Origin of the sequence: Wolbachia endosymbiont (group A) of Anthophora plumipes (assembly GCF_964028115.1) — a bacterium.
Classification (GTDB): domain Bacteria; phylum Pseudomonadota; class Alphaproteobacteria; order Rickettsiales; family Anaplasmataceae; genus Wolbachia.
This window is the reverse complement of record NZ_OZ034756.1, coordinates 835,200-854,421: the sequence shown is the minus strand read 5'-3', so window position 1 is coordinate 854,421 and position 19,222 is coordinate 835,200. Positions and strand designations below refer to the sequence as shown.

16 protein-coding genes and 1 tRNA gene are annotated in these 19,222 nt (G+C 35.0%); 12 read left to right on the top strand and 5 right to left on the bottom strand.

Annotated features, from left to right (window positions below; translation table 11 throughout):
- Positions 1 to 33: 33 nt before the first annotated feature.
- The 8 genes from ABWU75_RS04345 to ABWU75_RS04310 all read left to right on the top strand — a co-directional run bounded on the left by ABWU75_RS04345 (position 34) and on the right by ABWU75_RS04310 (position 9,224).
- Positions 34 to 669: a DnaA ATPase domain-containing protein gene (locus ABWU75_RS04345; protein ID WP_253309351.1), complete on the top strand. Its 636-nt coding sequence runs from the start codon at positions 34 to 36 to the stop codon at positions 667 to 669.
- A 213-nt stretch (positions 670 to 882) separates the two neighbouring features.
- Positions 883 to 1,053, top strand: coding sequence for a hypothetical protein (locus ABWU75_RS04340; protein ID WP_309166781.1), 171 nt, complete (start codon positions 883 to 885; stop codon positions 1,051 to 1,053).
- On the top strand, positions 1,043 to 2,029 hold the full coding sequence (locus ABWU75_RS04335; protein WP_264731460.1) for a tyrosine-type recombinase/integrase: 987 nt from the start codon (positions 1,043 to 1,045) through the stop codon (positions 2,027 to 2,029). Before ABWU75_RS04340 ends, ABWU75_RS04335 begins: the two co-directional genes overlap by 11 nt.
- A gap of 55 nt (positions 2,030 to 2,084) precedes the next feature.
- Complete coding sequence (locus ABWU75_RS04330) at positions 2,085 to 2,810, top strand: lysophospholipid acyltransferase family protein (RefSeq protein WP_341822820.1); 726 nt, start codon at positions 2,085 to 2,087, stop codon at positions 2,808 to 2,810.
- 51 nt (positions 2,811 to 2,861) lie between these two features.
- On the top strand, positions 2,862 to 3,131 hold the full coding sequence (gene rpsT / locus ABWU75_RS04325; RefSeq protein WP_006279236.1) for a 30S ribosomal protein S20: 270 nt from the start codon (positions 2,862 to 2,864) through the stop codon (positions 3,129 to 3,131).
- An 80-nt stretch (positions 3,132 to 3,211) separates the two neighbouring features.
- Positions 3,212 to 4,462 carry a citrate synthase gene (locus ABWU75_RS04320; protein WP_353287070.1) on the top strand — a complete coding sequence of 417 codons (1,251 nt, stop codon included), beginning with the start codon at positions 3,212 to 3,214 and terminating at the stop codon, positions 4,460 to 4,462.
- Between the two features lie 1,189 nt (positions 4,463 to 5,651).
- A complete protein-coding gene (polA, locus tag ABWU75_RS04315) occupies positions 5,652 to 8,225 on the top strand; it encodes a DNA polymerase I (RefSeq protein WP_353286685.1) in 2,574 nt (857 codons plus the stop codon).
- A gap of 51 nt (positions 8,226 to 8,276) precedes the next feature.
- Positions 8,277 to 9,224 carry a hypothetical protein gene (locus ABWU75_RS04310; RefSeq protein ID WP_264731454.1) on the top strand — a complete coding sequence of 316 codons (948 nt, stop codon included), beginning with the start codon at positions 8,277 to 8,279 and terminating at the stop codon, positions 9,222 to 9,224.
- 37 nt (positions 9,225 to 9,261) lie between these two features.
- Here the strand turns inward: ABWU75_RS04310 and ABWU75_RS04305 are convergent, their stop codons facing one another.
- The 4 genes from ABWU75_RS04305 to ABWU75_RS04290 form a co-directional block, all read right to left on the bottom strand.
- On the bottom strand, positions 9,262 to 10,041 hold the full coding sequence (locus tag ABWU75_RS04305) for an exodeoxyribonuclease III (RefSeq protein ID WP_264328846.1): 780 nt from the start codon (positions 10,039 to 10,041) through the stop codon (positions 9,262 to 9,264).
- A complete protein-coding gene (locus tag ABWU75_RS04300) occupies positions 10,041 to 10,748 on the bottom strand; it encodes a uroporphyrinogen-III synthase (protein WP_353286684.1) in 708 nt (235 codons plus the stop codon). Before ABWU75_RS04300 ends, ABWU75_RS04305 begins: the two co-directional genes overlap by 1 nt.
- A gap of 245 nt (positions 10,749 to 10,993) precedes the next feature.
- Complete coding sequence (locus ABWU75_RS04295) at positions 10,994 to 11,509, bottom strand: hypothetical protein (RefSeq protein ID WP_264732582.1); 516 nt, start codon at positions 11,507 to 11,509, stop codon at positions 10,994 to 10,996.
- Positions 11,510 to 11,579: 70 nt separating this feature from the next.
- Positions 11,580 to 11,664, bottom strand: a tRNA-Leu gene (locus tag ABWU75_RS04290).
- A gap of 62 nt (positions 11,665 to 11,726) precedes the next feature.
- Here ABWU75_RS04290 and tldD point away from each other — a divergent pair.
- The 4 genes from tldD (at position 11,727) to ABWU75_RS04270 (ending at position 17,611) form a co-directional block, all read left to right on the top strand.
- Positions 11,727 to 13,145 (top strand): metalloprotease TldD, encoded by a 1,419-nt coding sequence (tldD, locus tag ABWU75_RS04285; RefSeq protein WP_353286683.1) that lies wholly within the window; start codon positions 11,727 to 11,729, stop codon positions 13,143 to 13,145.
- Positions 13,146 to 14,185: 1,040 nt separating this feature from the next.
- On the top strand, positions 14,186 to 15,295 hold the full coding sequence (locus ABWU75_RS04280) for a PQQ-binding-like beta-propeller repeat protein (RefSeq protein WP_353286682.1): 1,110 nt from the start codon (positions 14,186 to 14,188) through the stop codon (positions 15,293 to 15,295).
- Positions 15,288 to 16,676, top strand: coding sequence for a dihydrolipoyl dehydrogenase (gene lpdA / locus ABWU75_RS04275; protein ID WP_353286681.1), 1,389 nt, complete (start codon positions 15,288 to 15,290; stop codon positions 16,674 to 16,676). Before ABWU75_RS04280 ends, lpdA begins: the two co-directional genes overlap by 8 nt.
- 2 nt (positions 16,677 to 16,678) lie before the next feature.
- Entirely contained in the window at positions 16,679 to 17,611 is a 933-nt protein-coding gene (locus ABWU75_RS04270; RefSeq protein ID WP_253309339.1) for a tyrosine recombinase XerC, read from the top strand.
- On the opposite strand, the gene ABWU75_RS04265 is transcribed toward ABWU75_RS04270, so the two are convergent.
- Complete coding sequence (locus ABWU75_RS04265; protein WP_353286680.1) at positions 17,556 to 19,145, bottom strand: ankyrin repeat domain-containing protein; 1,590 nt, start codon at positions 19,143 to 19,145, stop codon at positions 17,556 to 17,558. The two genes, ABWU75_RS04270 and ABWU75_RS04265, sit on opposite strands and share 56 nt — an antisense overlap.
- Positions 19,146 to 19,222 lie beyond the last annotated feature (77 nt).

Below are 19,222 nucleotides of genomic sequence, written 5' to 3'. Positions count from 1 at the left end.
ACTACCAGAAAGAGGTTACGTAGGAGGTTTAATGTGCAATTAAATTTATTTAACAACAATCAAGCTGATTATAGTCGGCAAAATTACATCATCTTAGATGAAAATAAGCACATATATAATTCAGTAATTGAGGATTTATCTTGGAAATCTCTCATTCTTTTTGGACCTAAAAGCTCTGGTAAAACTCATCTTGCTCATATTTGGCAGTCAATAAACGATGCAATTTTTATCAATGTGAATAACTTTGTAAGCGAGATTAGGTATAGCGATGCTTTTATTTTAGAAGACGTACAAAACATTAAAGATGAAGAAATGTTATTACATTGTTACAATTACATGAAAGAAAATGATAAGAAGCTGCTAATCACTTCTTCAATTTCACCAAAAAAACTTAACTTCAAACTAAGAGATTTAAGTTCTCGAATATTGTCAACTATCAGCGTAAAAATTTTGCCTGCAAGCGAAGAATTATTAAGAATCATGCTAATAAAACGATTTTCAGATAAACAGTTAAAAATTGATTTAAAAGTGATTAATTATATTTTAGCAAGAATAGAACGTTCTTTCTATAGCATTGATAAAATTATAGAGAAGATAGATAATGAATCTATAGGGTCAAATGTGACCGTTCCTTTTATTAGCACTTTATTTAAAAAAGATGCCATTTGATTTCTTCTTTTGTAAAGTACTCATTGTATATATTAAAAATTTATTAACACCCATAACACTAACGTAATTGAAATCTCTATCTGTCCATGTTAGAATTATAATAAATGTTATGTTATAATAAATATAGATAGATACAGCTAAGAAGTATTCTATATTTATAGTAGAGCTCACTTTATAAGGTGTTTTTTATAGATTTGACGTTATAATTTAACTATGATAAGAGTAAGATTAAATTTAAAAAAAAGGTTAAAGCAAAGGTTTGTGATGTTCACTCTATTGATAAATGCCTTATTTGTCTCATATTTTCTCATAAGACACATAGGAAACACTTCCAATCAAATTATAGCCAAAGAAATAAATATAGGAGCTGATAATGAAAAATAAACAGTCGCAAAATAAAAAAGAAAATCTTTACATAACATATTACATAGATGCTTTGGCTTCAGAGAGGTCCGCTACACAAAATACTCTGGAAAGTTATCGTTCGGATTTACACCAGTTTGAAGAATTTTTATTAGAAAGCGGCACTACCTTGGTTGGCGTAAACAAAACCAATATTAAAGATTATGTGAAATATCTATGTACACAAAAAAAATATAAAAGTAGCTCTATATCAAGAAAAATATCCGCTACGAAAAATTTCTATAAGTGTCTATTTAATGACGGAATAATAGATTTTAATCCAGCACCGGCTAATGATGCTGAATTAAAGAATCCAAAAGTTTCTCGTCCTTTGCCTAAGTATTTAAGTGTCGAAGAAATATTTTTGCTAATGGACGCAGTGAGAAAATCAGCAAGCGAATCGAATAAAGAGATAAGCAGTAAAAGGCTATGTGCGATTTTAGATATCCTTTACTCTTCTGGAATGCGTGTTTCTGAACTAATTGATATGAAGTTATGTGAAGTGTCACATTTAATAAACAGTAATAACAAAGAATGCTATATAATAATAAAAGGAAAAAGTGGTAGAGAGAGGCAAATTCTTTTTAATGAACAAGCATTGCAGAGCCTTAGAAATTATTTATCAGTTCGTGACAATCTGATCCCTAACGAAAAGGAATCCGATTGGCTATTCCCAGGTGATAAACCTAATAAACCAATTACAAGGCAGAGGGTCGGTCAATTAATGAAGGAGTTAGCAAGAAAATGCAATATTGATGAAAATAAGATCTCTCCACACGTGATTAGGCATTCTTTTGCTACCCATCTACTGGATAGCGGAGCAAATATTGTGTTGATACAGAAAGTTCTTGGCCATACTAACCTTTCTACAACACAAATATATACTCATATTGCTAACGAAAAGTTAAAGGACAAATTAGCTGATTCGCATCCTATTACTCAGATGATCAATAATTAAACTTATTGCTTTTAATTTGTAGTAAAGTTAAATTCAAATAAGTTTATGTGAGTTTGTGATTTCAAGTTTATTGTTTAATTTCTTCCTTATATTATGGGAAGTATTCTATACTTTAATTGCTCTCCCTGTAATTTTCTTTCCTGAGTATGTAATAACCATTTTCCTCGTCTGTTCGGTGAGAGTTGTATTATTCATGCTGCGTTTATTATGTGGCATTAAATATGAAGTTAGGGGAATGGAAAACATTCCTAAGCAACCTTTTATCATTGCATCTAAACACCAATCTCCATTTGAAACATTTATTTTTATACTACTATTTAGAAAAGCGGTTTTTATTTTAAAACGTGAATTGAAATGGATTCCATTCATTGGTTTACATCTTATAGCGCTGAAAATGATTTTTATTAACCGTTCAGATGGTATCAGTGCTATACGCCATATAATTAAACTAGCAAAAATGCGTATAAAAGAAAATAGAAGCATAATAATATTTCCTGAAGGTACAAGAACGACTATAAACCAAAATATAAAATATCAACCAGGTATTGCTGCTTTATATAGCGTATTATCTGTTCCTGTGTTACCGGTTGCTTTAAACACTGGTTTGTTTTGGCCAAAAAGCATACTTTCTCTGAGAAAGAATCCCGGAAAGGCAGTAATAGAAATATTGCCCCCAATATATCCTGGGTTAAACAAAAATGAATTCTTGCAAAGTTTAGAAAAAATTATTGAAGAGAGAAGCAGTAGATTAACCATAGAAAAAACTGATATTGCAAATTAACAAAAAAACTTTATAATTAAAAAAAAAGTACAGTATTTTAGGTATTAATATATGGCAAATCATAAGAGTGCTAAAAAAATGATAAAGGTAATAGCAAAGCGCACTTTAATAAATAAGATGCGGAAAAGTAAAACTCGCACCGCTATTAGAAAATTGGTTGATATAATCAAGTCTGGCGACAAAGAAAATGTTGTTCTGGCATTTCGGAATGCTGAATCTAATTTACACAAGTGTGTGAATAAAGGTGTTATTCATAGGAATACTGCTGCGCGTAAAATAAGTCGCTTAAATGCAAAAGTAAAAGCATTGATGACCGCTTAATACGGTTAATGTAAAGTTAACTGTATTAATATATACTCTTCAGTTTGTATATTCTGTATAAAATTTAAGTAGCTTAAGTGATGGATAAAAAAGTGCTATTAGAACTAAGTAATGGATTAAAAATTGAGCTACCCATATTAAGTGGAACAATAGGTCCTGACGTGTTAAATATCAAGGATTTATATAAGACGACAGGATTATTCACTTATGATCCGGGGTTTGTTTCCACAGCTTCATGTTCTTCTTCGATTACATTTATTGATGGAGATGAAGGAGTTCTTAAATATAGGGAACATGATATAGCTGATTTGGCAGAGAATAATAGTTTTACTGCTGTGATTTATTTATTACTCTATGGTGAACTACCCAGTTCAGAGCAACACAAAAAATTTCTTCTCAAAATACAAGAATCATCCAAAGTATCAGAGCAAGTTACAAATGTAATCAAAGCATTTCCAAAAACTGCTCACCCTATGTCGATTTTAGTTGCATGTTTTGCAAATTTGTCAGCATCTTACCATGAAACACATGGCAACAATGTCAATGGTGAAGATTTAGATTTTGGAATTTCTGCAATAGCACAAGTTCCTGCAATTGTTGCAATGATTTATAGGCATATCAACAATCAGGAATTCATAAATGCTAACAATGAATTAAGTTACAGTGAAAATTTCTTAAAGATGATATTTGGCGATGCTGTTGATAATGATAAAAGCGCCCTTTTTGCAAAAGCTCTGGATAAAATATTTACTCTCCATGCTGATCATGAACAGAATGCTTCTACGGCGGCTGTCAGATTGGTGGGATCGGCTGGCTCTAATCTGTTTGCAAGCCTCTCTGCAGGAGTTGCTACACTTTGGGGACCAGCACATGGTGGAGCTAATGAAGCAGTTATAAATATGCTAAAAGAGATAGAGCAAAGTGAAGATATAGATAAATTCATCGAAAAAGCTAAAGATGATAAAGATCCATTTAAATTGATGGGATTTGGACATCGTGTTTATAAAAATTATGATCCGCGCGCGCGGATATTGAAAGACGCTTGTCATGAGGTTCTAAGTAAACTAGAACAAAATAATGAATTGCTCAAAATTGCAAAAAAACTTGAAGAAATAGCTTTAAAGGATGAATATTTTATCGTGCGTAAGTTATATCCAAATGTTGATTTTTACTCAGGTATAATAATGAATGCTATCGATATTCCCTCAAATATATTCACGCCTATTTTTGCACTTGCAAGAACCACTGGTTGGGTTACTCAGTGGTATGAAATGATAAATGATAAAGAAACTAAGATCTGTAGACCAAGGCAACTCTATTTTGGTAAATAAATTTATTTTCACTTCATTAGACTTCTTGTATAACCCAAGCTAAGTAGAAAAAAGGTATAGCTAACACGTCATACCGTGATTTATTCACGGTATCTCTAGATCCCGCTAACAAGCAGCGGGATGACGAGCTTATCATCATGCCGCCACGAACCGTCATACCGCGATTCATTCGCGGTATCTCTTAGCCGCTAACAAGCAGCGGGATGACGAGATGCCACCGCGAACCGTCATACCGCCACGAACCGTCATACCGCGATTCATTCGCGGTATCTCTTAGCATAGATCCCGCTAACACGTAGCGGGATGACGAATTGCTTAACCGTCATGTCACCGCAGACCGTCATACCGCGATTCATTCGCGGTATCTCGGCATAGATCCCGCTAACAAGTAGCGGGATGACGAATTACTTAACCATCATCTACACCGTCATACCGCCGCGGTATCTCTTAGCCGCTAACAAGTAGCGGGATGACGAGCTTATCATCATGCCGCCGCGAACCGTCATACCGCGATTCATTCGCGGTATCTCTAGATCCCGCTAACAAGCAGCGGGATGACGATTGTCGTTTAGCCACAAATATTAAGAAATTTACCAAATAAAAAAAAAGGCAAAAGAAGCCCCGATTAATATCTATTTAAAAACATTGGCGTTTTTTAAGTCTTAAACACTGCAATTTAGCTGCTTTTAAATACAACTTACCTTAGCTAAAATGTTTAAGAAATTTACTAAGCAGAAAAAAAGACAAAAGAAACCCCGTGTTAGCTAGTTGTCACTCTCTAATCCTGCAAATTGGCGTACTATACTGTCTTAAACGACTTATAAGCGCGTTTCAGCTTATATAGGCAAAAACCTAGAAATGTTGTGAAGACATAAGGTGCACATAGTGCAAAAAATTAAAAATAAGACGCCAACTACGTTGTTTTCTTGCTGTTTAATCTGCACAGATGAAGATAACTGAATACCTTCAGTTTCATGATAAGGGGGCTGGCGGAGTTTGTCAAGTAAGTTTTTTCGTTTCTATTCCCAATAAAAGTTCGTCATATGGTTATGCAAGAAGTCTAATTGGTATAACCATGCATGAATGCTATTTTCGGCAGAATCTCTTACAATGCTCAAAAGCAGAAAAACAAAAACTTGATTTTCGCAGCTAAATAGTGGACCATCAAAAGCACGCATAAATATCTACAATGAAAGAAAAAACTTTCACAATCATCGATGGCTATGGTTTTCTTTTCAGAGCTTACTATGTACTACCTCACTTAATTACCACAACAGGAATGCCAATAGGTGGTGTATATGGCTTTCTGAATATGGTTCTTAAGTACATTGCCCATTCGGACTACTTAACTATAGCACTTGATGCAGGAAAAAAGAATTTTAGGCACAATTTATATCCTGAATACAAAGCAAACAGAGTAACGCCTCCTGAGGATCTAATTCCACAGTTCACCATACTGAGGGAAGCGGTAGAAGCTTTTAACCTCAGCTATGAAGAAATTGAAGGTTATGAAGCAGATGACATAATCGCAACACTAGCTGCAAAATACGCCAACCACCAAGACTTTAAAGTGGTAGTCGTTTCATCAGATAAAGATTTATTTCAACTCTTGAACCATAATATTTTAATATTCGACCCCATTAAAAATATATATATAGATGAAAAACAAGTAATAGAAAAATTTAGTGTAAACTCACACAAGCTTCTTGATTTATTTTCTCTAACTGGTGATGCATCTGACAACATTCCAGGCGTTCCGGGAATAGGTCCGAAGACTGCAGCTAAATTACTAGATGAATTTGATTCATTGAATAATATTATAGAGAACATTGATAACATCGAGCAAACGAGGATTCGTAATATTCTTGCTGAACATAAGGAAAAAGCGCTAATTTCAAGAGAACTTTTATCACTATGCGAAAAAGTAGACCTTCAACATGATATTGCAAAATGTGAAGTTCGCCCTCCAAATATGGAAAAACTATTATCCTTTTTAAAGAAGTATGAATTCAATTCCTTAATAGGTAAAATAGAAAAGCTTTTTTCCTATAATGGATCTAGCACAAAAGAGAAAATAGAATATAGTAGTGAAGAGTTAGAGAAATTTTTGGAGCATTGTAGATATGAAGGCAAAATTGCAATTCATTACCACCTTGAAAACAATGTATTAAGTCTATCTTATAGCGAAAGTAATATTTTTTGTATAGAGCAAGATAGCATACAAAATGCACTCATTACAATCAACTCAACTTTACTCTCAAATGGGGTGCTTAAAATAATACATAACATTAAAGAGATGAGGAAAATCTTCCCTGCAGTGGAGAAGATGCTAGATTCAGTTGATGATTTGATGATAATGTCGTATAGCTTGGATACAGGAAAACATGATCACAGTATTCCAAACATAGTTGCGCATAATTTGAGTGAAAATGCAGAAATTTTCTCGGCAAAAACTTTAATAGCAATTCATGAAAAGCTAAAGCAAAGGTTATTTCAGGAAAAATTGTTCACAATTTACGAGCGCTTCGATAAGCCACTTATGAAAGTAATATTTGATATGGAGAAAAATGGAATATTGCTGAACATACAAAAATTACAGGAGCTGTCCGATAAATTTCAGCAGGTAATTGCCGTGCTTGAAGATGAGATATATAACTTAGCAGAGGAAAGATTTAATATTGCTTCGCCAAAGCAATTAAGTGATGTTTTATTTAATAAAATGGGGCTTAATAAAAAGAAAAAGTCAAAATCTGGATCGTATAGCACCAATTATGAAGTTCTAGAGGCACTCGAAGAAGAAGGGGTAGAAATTGCAGGTAAAATTTTAAGTTGGCGACATTTAAGTAAATTGAAGAGTACCTACACTGATGCATTAATAAAACAGGTTGATCCGCTCGATGATAGAATACACACAAGCTTTTCAATAACTGCAACTGCAGCTGGAAGGCTGAGCTCCAGCAATCCTAATTTACAGAATATTCCTATCAGAAGCGAAGAGGGAAATCTTATCAGACAAGCATTTATTGTGCCAAAAGGGTGCAAGATAATCTCTGCTGACTATTCGCAAATAGAATTGAGGCTCCTGGCACACGTTGCAAACGTTGCAGCATTTAAAGAAGCTTTTGCAAACGGACAAGATATTCACGATATCACCGCTAGGCAAGTTTTTGGAGTGCAAGAAATAGATGAGCAATTAAGGCGCAAAGCAAAATCCATTAATTTTGGAATTATATATGGAATCAGCCCGTTTGGCCTTGCAAAACGGCTTGGAATTACCATTGCGGAAGCTGCTGAATACATTAATTACTATTTTTCCTGTTACCCAGAAATAAAGGTCTATATGGAAAAAGCAGTGTCTATCGCAAGATTGCATGGTTATGTAGAAACTTTGTTTGGCAGGAGATGCTTTGTAAGAGACATAAACAATACAATTCCTTATGTAAGACAATTTGCAGAAAGGGCAGCAATAAATGCACCACTGCAAGGAACCGCTGCTGATATAATAAAACGTGCGACGATTCAGCTTTTTGATCAGTTAAAAGTAGGTAAAATAATCCTCCAAGTTCACGATGAACTACTGGTTGAAGTAGAAGACGAAAAGGTACAAGAAACAGCAAAACTTATGAAAGACGTAATGGAAAATGCAATAGAAATTTCTATACCACTTGAAGTGGAAGTAAAAATTGGCGACAACTGGGGTCTAAATTCTCTTAATTATGATTTAAACATTGCGAATTCTAGGAGTATAAATCATTTGAACTAATACGAAAAATATGCTACAATTATAGCATAGGTAAATGCAAATAGGTCAGCCATGACAGGTATATTAGTTCCACAAAAAGAGAATGCAAAACCTTCAGAGCCATCTGCTCAGGTAATGGAGGATGAAGTAATCTTTAAGGAGGAACATAAGGCAATCTATGATGCCTTTATACAGTCGCTAGAAAACAGAGTACAATCTGAAGAATTAAAGGAAGATGATGAGACAGTACTTGCTTTCATGCTAAGTCAAAATCAGATCATATTCAAAAATGTCAAGCTAGAAGATGTAAAACCACTAAGTGAAGAAAATTTTCTTCAGTTTTTACTTTCCGTATTTGAAAAAATTAGAGAAAAAAATTTAGCTAGTGAAGAGAATTTAAAGAATGACAAAATAAAGCAAGAAGTAGCTGAATGTGTAGCTGATATACGCGGTACAGAAGCTAAAGATTCACTCATAAAGCTTGCTGGGTGGCCGCTTGGAGTAAAGATAGACCCAAAAAATATTTCCAGCTCTTTTATGAATGGGGTGAAAGAAAAAATACCATTCTTAGGTAAAGGTAAAAAAGAGGAGGATGAACCACCACTCAGTGATGAAGAGATGGCAACAGCATTCTTACGTAAGATTTTTCTTCCTATTTCTTTTTCCATTGCTTCAATATTAATTTTTGGTCCTACTACACTCGCGATAGTTGCTGCCGTTATTGGTACAATATTCGCCATAAAAGGGGGAGTTGAGGTTCTTTTTTCAAATGACAAAGAAGGTACTTTATATAACCCTCATTCACGAGATGAAAAGAAAAAAGAAGGATGGGATGGGAAAATTCTTGATGGTATTAGTAAAATTTTAGGATCCAAAGTTAATGAAACTGGGCAGGGTAATCAACCTGCTGTAACAACTGAGGAGCAACTTACTCAAAAGAGTGAGCAGTCTACTGTGCTTGAACAAGTTACTTTAGATCAGCAAAAAACCACAGGGCAGCAACCAAGTAAGACTACCTAAGTTTGCCAATAAAGTGAGTTGTGTAAGAGGTCTACTATTATTCTATAACGCATACAACAGGAGTATGATCAGATGGATTTTCTAGCTTACGCAATCTATCATCTATGTAGCATGTTTCCAATTTATCTACAGCTTGTGGCGATAATAGCATATAATCTATTCGCATTCCTTGATTGTTTCTGAGTGAATTGCCTTGATAATGCCACCAAGTGAATTGTTGCAAATTGGGGTGGGATATTCTAAACGTGTCTTTAAACCCAAGATTCAAGATTGCTCTTAACTTCTCACGTTCTTTTATATGAAAGCACACTTGGCCATTCAATAAATTTGAATCAAAAACATCAATTTCATCCAGTGCAACATTATAATCGCCAGCTATAATAGTTAACTCTTCATTTTTCAACAAAGTGCTCATCCTTTCATATAGGTTATCAAAAAACTTGAGTTTATACTCAAACATATGAGAGTCTGGGCTTTGACCATTTGGAACGTATACACTTCCTACCCTTACCTTATGATTGGTGTGTTTTATCACACATTCTATATAACGTGCTTCTTGATGACTCTCTACAACATCAATTTTTAATTTTTCCAGTATCGGATATTTAGATAAAACACAAACGCCATTTCTTGCAACTTGTCCATAGATAGCATATTCATATCCTAACTTTTCTATCTCTACATAAGGAAATTGCTCTTCCGTACATTTTATCTCTTGCAGCAAAACTATATCTATCTGACTGTCAACTATAAAACTACAAAGTTGGTTAACTCTTTTACGTATGGAGTTTACATTCCAAGTTGCAATCTTTAGCATCAACAATCCTTATTAATTATATCAATTAAACTCTCCCCAGTAGGCAACCTCGATGTTATAATTTTTTTCCATTTGATTAACCTTAAACTATCAGCAATGTTTTTACTCATGGTATATGCAGCTGTATTATTCATCACATGAGATAGCCCACTTTTTAGAACTAATGAACAAAATACCCTTGCTGTCTGTGAGGAAAAAAAAGCAACACTATCAATTTTACCATCCAACAGTAAATTTTTACACCTATTAGTTAGACTCCTTTTTATAATTGTTTTATAGAGTACAACTTCTCTTACATTAAAATCTTCTTCAGATAATCTCTTTTTTAGGTCACATGATACTTCTTGTCCCCTTATATACAAGAACTTTATTGCGTTTGAATAATGAGCTTTTATGAATGATATCAGACCATCAACGTTGCTGTCTGCTGAGATTATATCAGAAAATCCCAAATTTTTTGCAGCCTGCATGGTTGAATTACCAGCTGTAATAATCGGAAAGTCATCCTCTTTGCATATTTGACTAAAAGCCTTTACACTGTTTTTACTTGTAGATATCACAACGTCAAATTCGTACGCAGATATATCAGGATTTAAGTACTTTATTGTGAATACTGGTTCTATAAAAACTTTGTATCCATACTTTCTCAATATATTTCTTGTATTGAACGAATCCAATAAAGGCCTCGTTAATAAAATAGACTTCATTCTGATTTATTTCACTACTAGTAAAATAGTACCCTTTATACACAAATTACTGAATAAAAATTTTTATTTTGATGGCTTGAGCAACTATTCAAGTAATTGATGTTGAAATAAGGATACTCAGTCCCCTATTTACCACTAAGCTTTAAATTCACTTATACTTTTCTAATGCTAATTACGTTGAGCTCTTTTGAATGGCTCCCTTCAATGGAATTATATAGCTAATATTCCTGTATAAGTCGAATGGGTTAATTTATTGATGCATGATAATTAGGCCCAGCTATCGCGGTTTGAATGTTAATTTGATCACTAGCTTTGAGATTATCATTTTTATCTATTTGTGGCTTACTAATCATAGTCCGAACGATATTAGCTGCCATAAAGGCACAGCCTAGAATAAAAAAGGCAGTAGAAACAAAAGGAATGATAGGAGATTCGAGAGGCAATATAGATGCAATTCCTCCTATTAAAAACGAAACGTTAGATGTAATATCAAGACAGATCTTTGTTAGTTTTTTTTGTCCTGCTACACCAAGTTGCTTCTGCTGTAGGAAATGATCCTTTAATGACCATATATTTAAAGCAAACGAAAGTACACTTAATATAGTGCCGGCAATACTAAAATACAGACTTAAGACAGGAATACTAAAGGCTAATGCTGCTATATATCCAATAAAAGAAGCAGTAGATAGTGTAGTAACTAAGCGTTTCGAGTAAGTTCGTACCTTCTTTCTGTAGGCTAACTTATCTTTTTCACCATACATAGCATAAATATTACCTAATACGTTATATTGTAGCATTAACTAATTCAACAAGCAATATGGAAGCTAAGAGTGCCCGAGAGAAGACTTGAACTTCCACAACTTAAAAAGTTACTAGCACCTGAAGCTAGCGCGTCTACCAATTCCGCCACCCGGGCTTTTTATAGTTTACTATGTTAAAGTTAAATAATATACTTAAACAATTTTTAGTTCAAAGGTAATGCCAAATCTAGACCAAATATTTTTCGCTCAAAACAATGTTAATATTAATAACGTATATAAAATAGTCAATAACGCTTTGAGCAATAGCGATGGTGGTGAGCTGTTTCTAGAATTTTGCCAGTCGGAGTCCCTAGTTTTTGATGACAATATATTAAGACACGTGGATTTGAATACCAGAAGGGGATTTGGTTTAAGGTCTTTTTGTGAGGATAGTACATCTTTCGTTTGTTCTTCTGAGATTAGCGAAAAAGAAATTAGTAATGCTGCTTCTATGGTAAAAAGCTCAGTGTCTTTAAACAAGACAAATTCAATAAATTTAAACGAAGAGACAAAAAGCCTATATTCGAGGATTAACCCTACAAATGAAATGGATCTGAATTCAAAGATTAAACTACTCAATGAGGTTAATGAGTATGTAAGGTCCAAAAATAACTGCGTGAAGCAAGTAAAAATAACTCTAAGTGGAGAATGGCAAGTCGTACAAATAATAAAGGGTGATCACAGATTAAGCGATATCAGGCCTCTGGTACGTTTTAATGTGCTAGTCATTGTAGAAAAGGATGGCCGTACCGAGAGAGGCTCCGCAGGACACGGTGGAAGGGATTCTTATAGTAAGTTTATTTCTGAGAAAAAGTGGAAAGAAGTTGCAAACCAGGCTTTGGAACAAGCACTGGTAAATCTTGAAGCAATTCCAACTCCAGCCGGAGAAATGACAGTTATTCTAGGTCCGGGCTGGCCGGGAGTATTGTTGCATGAAGCTGTGGGTCATGGACTCGAAGGCGATTTTAATCGTAAAGGAGTCTCAGCATTTTCAAATTCTATTGGTAAACAAGTAGCAGCTAGTGGCATCACAGTAGTTGATGATGGAACTCTGCCTAATTTGCGTGGTTCTATTAGCATAGATGATGAAGGTACTCCACCCAGTTATAATGTGTTGATAGAGGATGGAATTCTCAAAGGCTACATGCAGGATCATATGAATGCTAAACTCATGGGTGTGAATCCAGCTGGTAATGGTAGAAGAGAAAGTTATAAAGAAGTTACTATGCCGCGCATGACAAACACCTATATGTTACCAGGGAAACATACGCCGGAAGAAATAATATCTAGCGTAAAGAAAGGTCTGTATGCAGTAAATTTCGGTGGTGGGCAAGTTGATATAACGTCAGGGAAATTTGTTTTTTCATCTTCAGAAGCTTACTTAATAGAAAATGGTAAAATTACACGGCCAGTCAAAGGAGCAACACTAATTGGTGATGGGCCAACAGTGCTAAAAAAAGTATCCATGGTTGGCAACGACTTAAAGTTGGACCCCGGTGTTGGCACATGCTCAAAAGATGGACAAAATGTGCCCGTTGGAGTTGGTCAACCAACACTCAAAGTCGACGCAATAACTGTTGGTGGAACTGAGATATAGATAAGGGCTAAAACGGGTTCCAGCGCATGACGAACAATTGTACAAACATTGTAGCCGTTATTCAAGTAGCCCGCAGAAGCGAAAAAACTTACTTGACAAACTTCGCCAGCCCCCTTATTATGACAATAAGGGTATTTATGACTCAAAACTTGTTTTTGACCTGCAGGCTCAATGACAAAATTCAGTAAAAAACTTAGGGTATTTTTTGGCGGATTACATAAAATTATAGCGGCTGCATGTCTTTTTTATTTTTTCTACATTCAGCCAAATCGCGCTTATTTTAAGCGTTAGCACATTATTACAGCGCCACTTACAGTAATATAGAGTCAAAACTCGCACCACGGGGCTTCTTTTGCCTTTTTTTCCGCTTGGTAAATTTCTTAATGTTTGTAGCTAAAGCAATTTAAGAGACCGAAAATGGTGTCATTCCAGCGCGTGACGCTGGAATCTAGTCTTTATTATGCAGCCACTTATTTAAAGTTAAGTTTTCTGGATCCAAGTAGTCAAGCTACTCGGATGACACCCTCTTGGATGGAAACCAGTGTCAGCTACTTTCATGACACTATGACAACCGTCATCCCGCTGCTTGTTAGCGGGATCTATGCTAAGAGATACCGCGAATGAATCGCGGTATGACGATCTGCGGCAGTATGACGGTTCGCGGCGGTATGACGTAGGATTGCTGTCATCCCGCTATGTGTTAGCGGCTGAGATACCGCGAATTAATCACGGTATGACGCAGAGCTCGCGTTAGCTATACTTTTATACTCACCAACTCAGTATCCAATCTGGATCCAAGTAGTCAAGCTACTTGGATGACATCTTTCTTCTTGGTATAAATTACTTTTATATCTCAATGTTCATACAGCTATGCACGTTGCCGCATAGTGGATGAGGTGTATTACCTCTAAGAGTATGATTTTTACATAATAATATAATATTCTGTTCATAAATCAATGTTTCAACGTACAACAAGAACATTTTCATTGTGATTAAGATTTCTAGTATGTATATTAATAAATCTTGTTCTCAACTAAGTAATGAAAGTAATAATTGTTATAATAATGTTATTGTGTAGCAGTTACACAATGGCAAGCGAGCGAATAAGTCTAGTGGATAAAAAACTATCTCAAGGATATGTAGCTCCAGTGCTTACAGAAGATAGCGTTATTTTATCAGACAAGCACGGCGCTTTATATTCCTTTGATATTGATAACTCAAAGGCTATGAATTGGAAATTACACCTCTCACGTAGGAAAAAAATTGGTAACATGAGCCTATCGCATTATGAAAAAAATGTTTTCTTTATAGTGGATAACACTTTACACGCAATAGATGCAAAAACTGGCAAGATTGAGTGGGAAAAAGAATTGAGAGCTCCAGTAAGAGGGAAAGCAGCAGTAATAAATAATAAATTGGTAGTATTGACTATTGATAATTATCTGTACGTGTTTGATATAAAAGATGGCAGCTCCGTTTGGGCTTATCAAAACGGTATCAATGAGGTTCGAGGTTTGTATTCCATATCGCCAACAATTTCTAACGATAAAATAATAGCACCATTTTTAAATGGTGAGTTAATAGCTTTTAATGAAGACGGTAAAAAATTGTGGAGCCAAAAATTGGCTACAAACCTTTTGGATACACAGCTCACAGATGTAACTACTACACCGAGAGTGCTTGGCGATACTTTAATAGCTACAAACAATTCTTATATTTATGGTATTGACGTGAAATCAGGAAATATTTTGTGGTCAAAGTCACTGCAAGTAAAAAGTGTATCAGACATTGAGTCATATTATAGTCCTCTTATTCCTGCAGAGAAACAAAAAGAAGGCGGAAGAATTTTTATAGTAACTGAAGATAATAAAATAATCGGCCTGGATATAAAAAATGGAGAAACAGTCTGGGCATCTGATTTAATAGAAAATACGCAATTGTTTGCTCCAATTGTGCATGCCCATACACTGTGGGTGACAAGCAATAAAGGTTCAATGCTTGCTTTTCCTGGATCTGAAAGTGCAGGAAAGGTAATCAAAGTACCTGGTAATGTGTTTCACACTCCAGTGTTTACTCACGATAAAATATATGTAACAACTGAGGGAAATGGTGTTTATTCTTTAGAAAATAGGTTTGTTCTTTATGATTGATTATGACCTGATTGTTATAGGTGGTGGTCCAGGCGGTTATAAGTGTGCTATTGCTGCTGCAAAACTTGGATTGAAAGTTGCCTGCATAGATAAAAATAGCATTTTTGGTGGTACATGCTTGCGAGTTGGGTGCATACCTTCCAAAGCACTACTTCATTCTTCCTATCAGTATGCTCACACGAAAAATGATCTGTCGAAGCTTGGCATAAAAATTAAGGATGCAAGTTTCGATTTAAAAGAAATGCTAGGCTATAAGGACGCCAGAGTTCAGGAACTTGGAAAAGGTATAGAATATCTGTTTAACCTTCACAAAATCACTAAAATCAATGGACTTGGGAAAATTACTTCTTTTGACCAAGGTAATCTTGAAGTTTCAGTTGAAGATAAGGTGCTGAAGACAAAAAATATAGTAATTGCAACCGGTTCTGACGTTATTTCTTTGCCAGGAATTAATATCGATGAGAAAAGTATTATTTCATCAACTGGTGCATTGTCTTTAACTGAAGTACCAAAAAAACTTGTCGTAATCGGAGCCGGGGCAATAGGGCTTGAAATGTCTTCTGTATGGAGGAGGCTAGGGTCTGAAGTCACTGTAGTAGAATTTTTTGACAGAATCGCTGCAGCAATGGATGGAGAATTAAGTAAGTCTCTACTTTCTAGTCTACAAAAACAAGGAATAAAATTTTTACTTAGCACTAAAGTTGAGGGAATAAAACAAAGTAGTAACTTTTTGAGTGTGAAAGTTTGCTCTGTAAAAGATAATCAAACAAACACTATAGAAGCGGATAAGGTATTGGTGGCAGCAGGACGCAAACCATGTACTGATGGTCTTGGTATTGATGAAAAAATAGAAAAAGATAATCGCGGTTTCGTTCAAGTTAACAACAGATATGAAACTAATGTGAAAGGAATATTTGCTATTGGTGATGTGATTGGTGGAGCAATGCTTGCTCATAAAGCAGAGGAAGAAGGAGTGGCAGTTGCAGAGATAATAGCAGGACAGTCACCTCACGTTGATTATGAAATTATACCATCTGTCATTTACACTCACCCTGCGGTTTCTTCGATCGGTAAAGCCGAAGAGGAACTCAAAAATGCTGGCTATAAGTACAAAGTTGGTAAATGTCAATTTGCTGCAAACGGCAGAGCAAAAATCACTGATGATGCTGAAGGATTCGTGAAAGTGCTGACTTGTAGCAGAGCAGATACAATACTAGGTGTGCATATCATAGGAGCATACGCTGATACGCTAATCAATGAAGCAGCGGTTGCAATGGCATATGGCGCAGCAGCAGAGGATATATACAGAATTTGTCACTCTCATCCTGATATAAATGAAGCCTTTCGAGATGCGTGCATCGATGCTTTCTTTAAAAAATAATTGTGGACCTCGGTTCAATCATTGAAAAATGGTATGAGTGGCTGAGGTGCAACAGATCTTATTCACCAAACACTTTAGAGTCATACATGAGGGACTTGAAGGATCTTATAAGTTTCCTAAATACTCACATTGGTGGAGAAGTAAATGTTGGTACTCTGAAAAATTTAAGTATACCTGAGTTAAGAAGTTGGCTTACCTCTCGTTATGCAAGAGGTGTGAATGCAAGATCTAACGCTCGAGCACTCTCAGTAATCAGAAATTTCTTCAAGTACATAAAAAACAACTACAATATAGACAATGAAGCTGTATTTTCCTTATCAAGGCCAATTCAGAGAAGAACTCTGCCCAAAGCATTATCAATACCTGATATAAAAACTTTGGTGAAAGAAATGAAATTATCTGACTTGAGCGAACCTTGGGTGGTAAAAAGAGAAATTGCAATTATCGTCCTGCTATATGGTACAGGCTTAAGAATCAGTGAAGCGTTGAACCTTGGGGTTAGTGATATTAACAATGAAAGTTTAATAGTAACAGGTAAGGGAGATAAACAAAGGCAGGTATTCATTCTTCCGGTAGTAAAAAAGTGTATACAGGAATATGTAAAAGCCTGTCCTTATCTTGGCATTAATAATGAAACACAATATCTTTTTTTGGGAGTAAGAGGAAAAAAATTGGGAAGAACTTATGTGGCTAATCGTTTGCAGAAAATAAGGAGAATATTAAATCTGCCAGAAATCTTATCTCCACATGCATTTCGTCATAGTTTTGCTACTCATTTGCTTCAAGAAGATATTGACATAAGATCAATACAACAACTGCTTGGCCACTCAAGCCTGGAAACCACCCAGGTTTACACTCACCTCAATTATCAAGATGTTTTTAACATGTACAAAAATTTTCAGCAGGGCCTGGAGAAGAAATCAAAACCCTTGTAACTTGAGGATTGTCGGTGGTACCACCAGGTCCTATATCTCGTTCATCCGCTTTACATAAATAATATCCTACTAAAAAAAGGACCAGTGCAACTGCTGTAAGACAAGCACCTATTACTAGATAATCGTATAAAATTGCTAAACCTACACAACCAGTCAATGCTCCAGATAATATAAAAAATGCATAAGCATAGTTGCTTTGTTTTTTACCAGGAGAAATTGCTTGTGAGGATTTTTCGTTTTTATTACTCAGACTTTTAGTACGGAGCAGTATATTTTCTGATGAAAGCCTATCTCTTTCTTCCCTTACTTGTTTCAAATCTCTTTCTAATTGTGAAATTTTGCTAGTTTCGCTCGTTTTTTCACGCACAACCTTATCCAGCTTTTGCTCTGTTTCTGCAAGTTGAGCTTTTGTCTTTTCAAGTTCATCTACAAGTTTTTGTGCAAACTCCTCAAAACCTGCTGGTATATTATTCGTATTTGCTACAGGTTGCTCTGCACTTGTAGGGAATTTTTCATTTAGATAATTTCTGATACGTTCAATACTTTCAAATGCAGCAGTAACAATTGCACGATTTATGAAACAATTATCCTCTACTAACTTTTCTACATCATCTAAATCTTTTCTATTAATAGCATCAGTTAATCGCTCTGTAATAGCTTGTTCAATTATTTTCTTCAACCGTGAATTTTGCTCTATAGCTCGTATTGGCTTTATTTGACTAAAATCTAGGTCTTTATGTTTTAAAAGTTTAATCAATACTTCTTCGTTATCTTGTGTTATTCCTTGTAAACATATTAAGCTCAGGGGTGTTTCTATTTCTCCATTTTGGTTTCTTTTCCAGCAATTAGGATTAAGCTCTTGAGCCAACAGTGTTTTTGCTCGGTTAATATTTCCATTAAAAAGAGCATCTAATAATTTTTTTCCTTTTTGTGCTTTTGTTATTTCCATTGTAAGATGCGAAAAGTCCTTTTTTTGTATTCGCCCTATTTTTTCAATATATTCCTTAGAAGTATAAAAAAAACATTGGTTGTACTCTGCATGTTCTATAAGATATGCTCTGGTACGATCATGTTCAGGCTCAAGATATTTATCCTGAAGAAGAAAAACTTTGTTTTTACTGTTTGTATTAATGCTAGGATGTCTAAGTAACATCCGTATAAAATTCTTATTTTCCATGTGAAAGGCTAGATGTAGAGCTGTATTACATTTTTTAGTTTCTTGAGCATTAATATTTAAATTTTGATGTTGTAAAAGCAACATCATCATTTTTAAGCATATAGGGCTGTCATCACCATTCATGATAATAGTCATTAGTGGTGTATATCTCTCATCAAACGCATTAACATCCGCACCTTCTGCTAGAGCTTGTTTAAAATTCTCTAGGTTTTCATCATCAATAGCTTTAAATAACTGTTTTGTTGATTCACTTAGCTGTCTTAAAGTTGTCGAATTTCGAGCTTGCGATGCCGTGTTATCACCACCTCCATAAGCTCCATAAGCTCCATAATATGTTACACCGTTTCTATAAGGCATACTAAACCCTCTTTATTAATGATTTACTAATATAATTATGTAAAAAAAAAGGAAAATTGCAAGCGATTTATCTATAG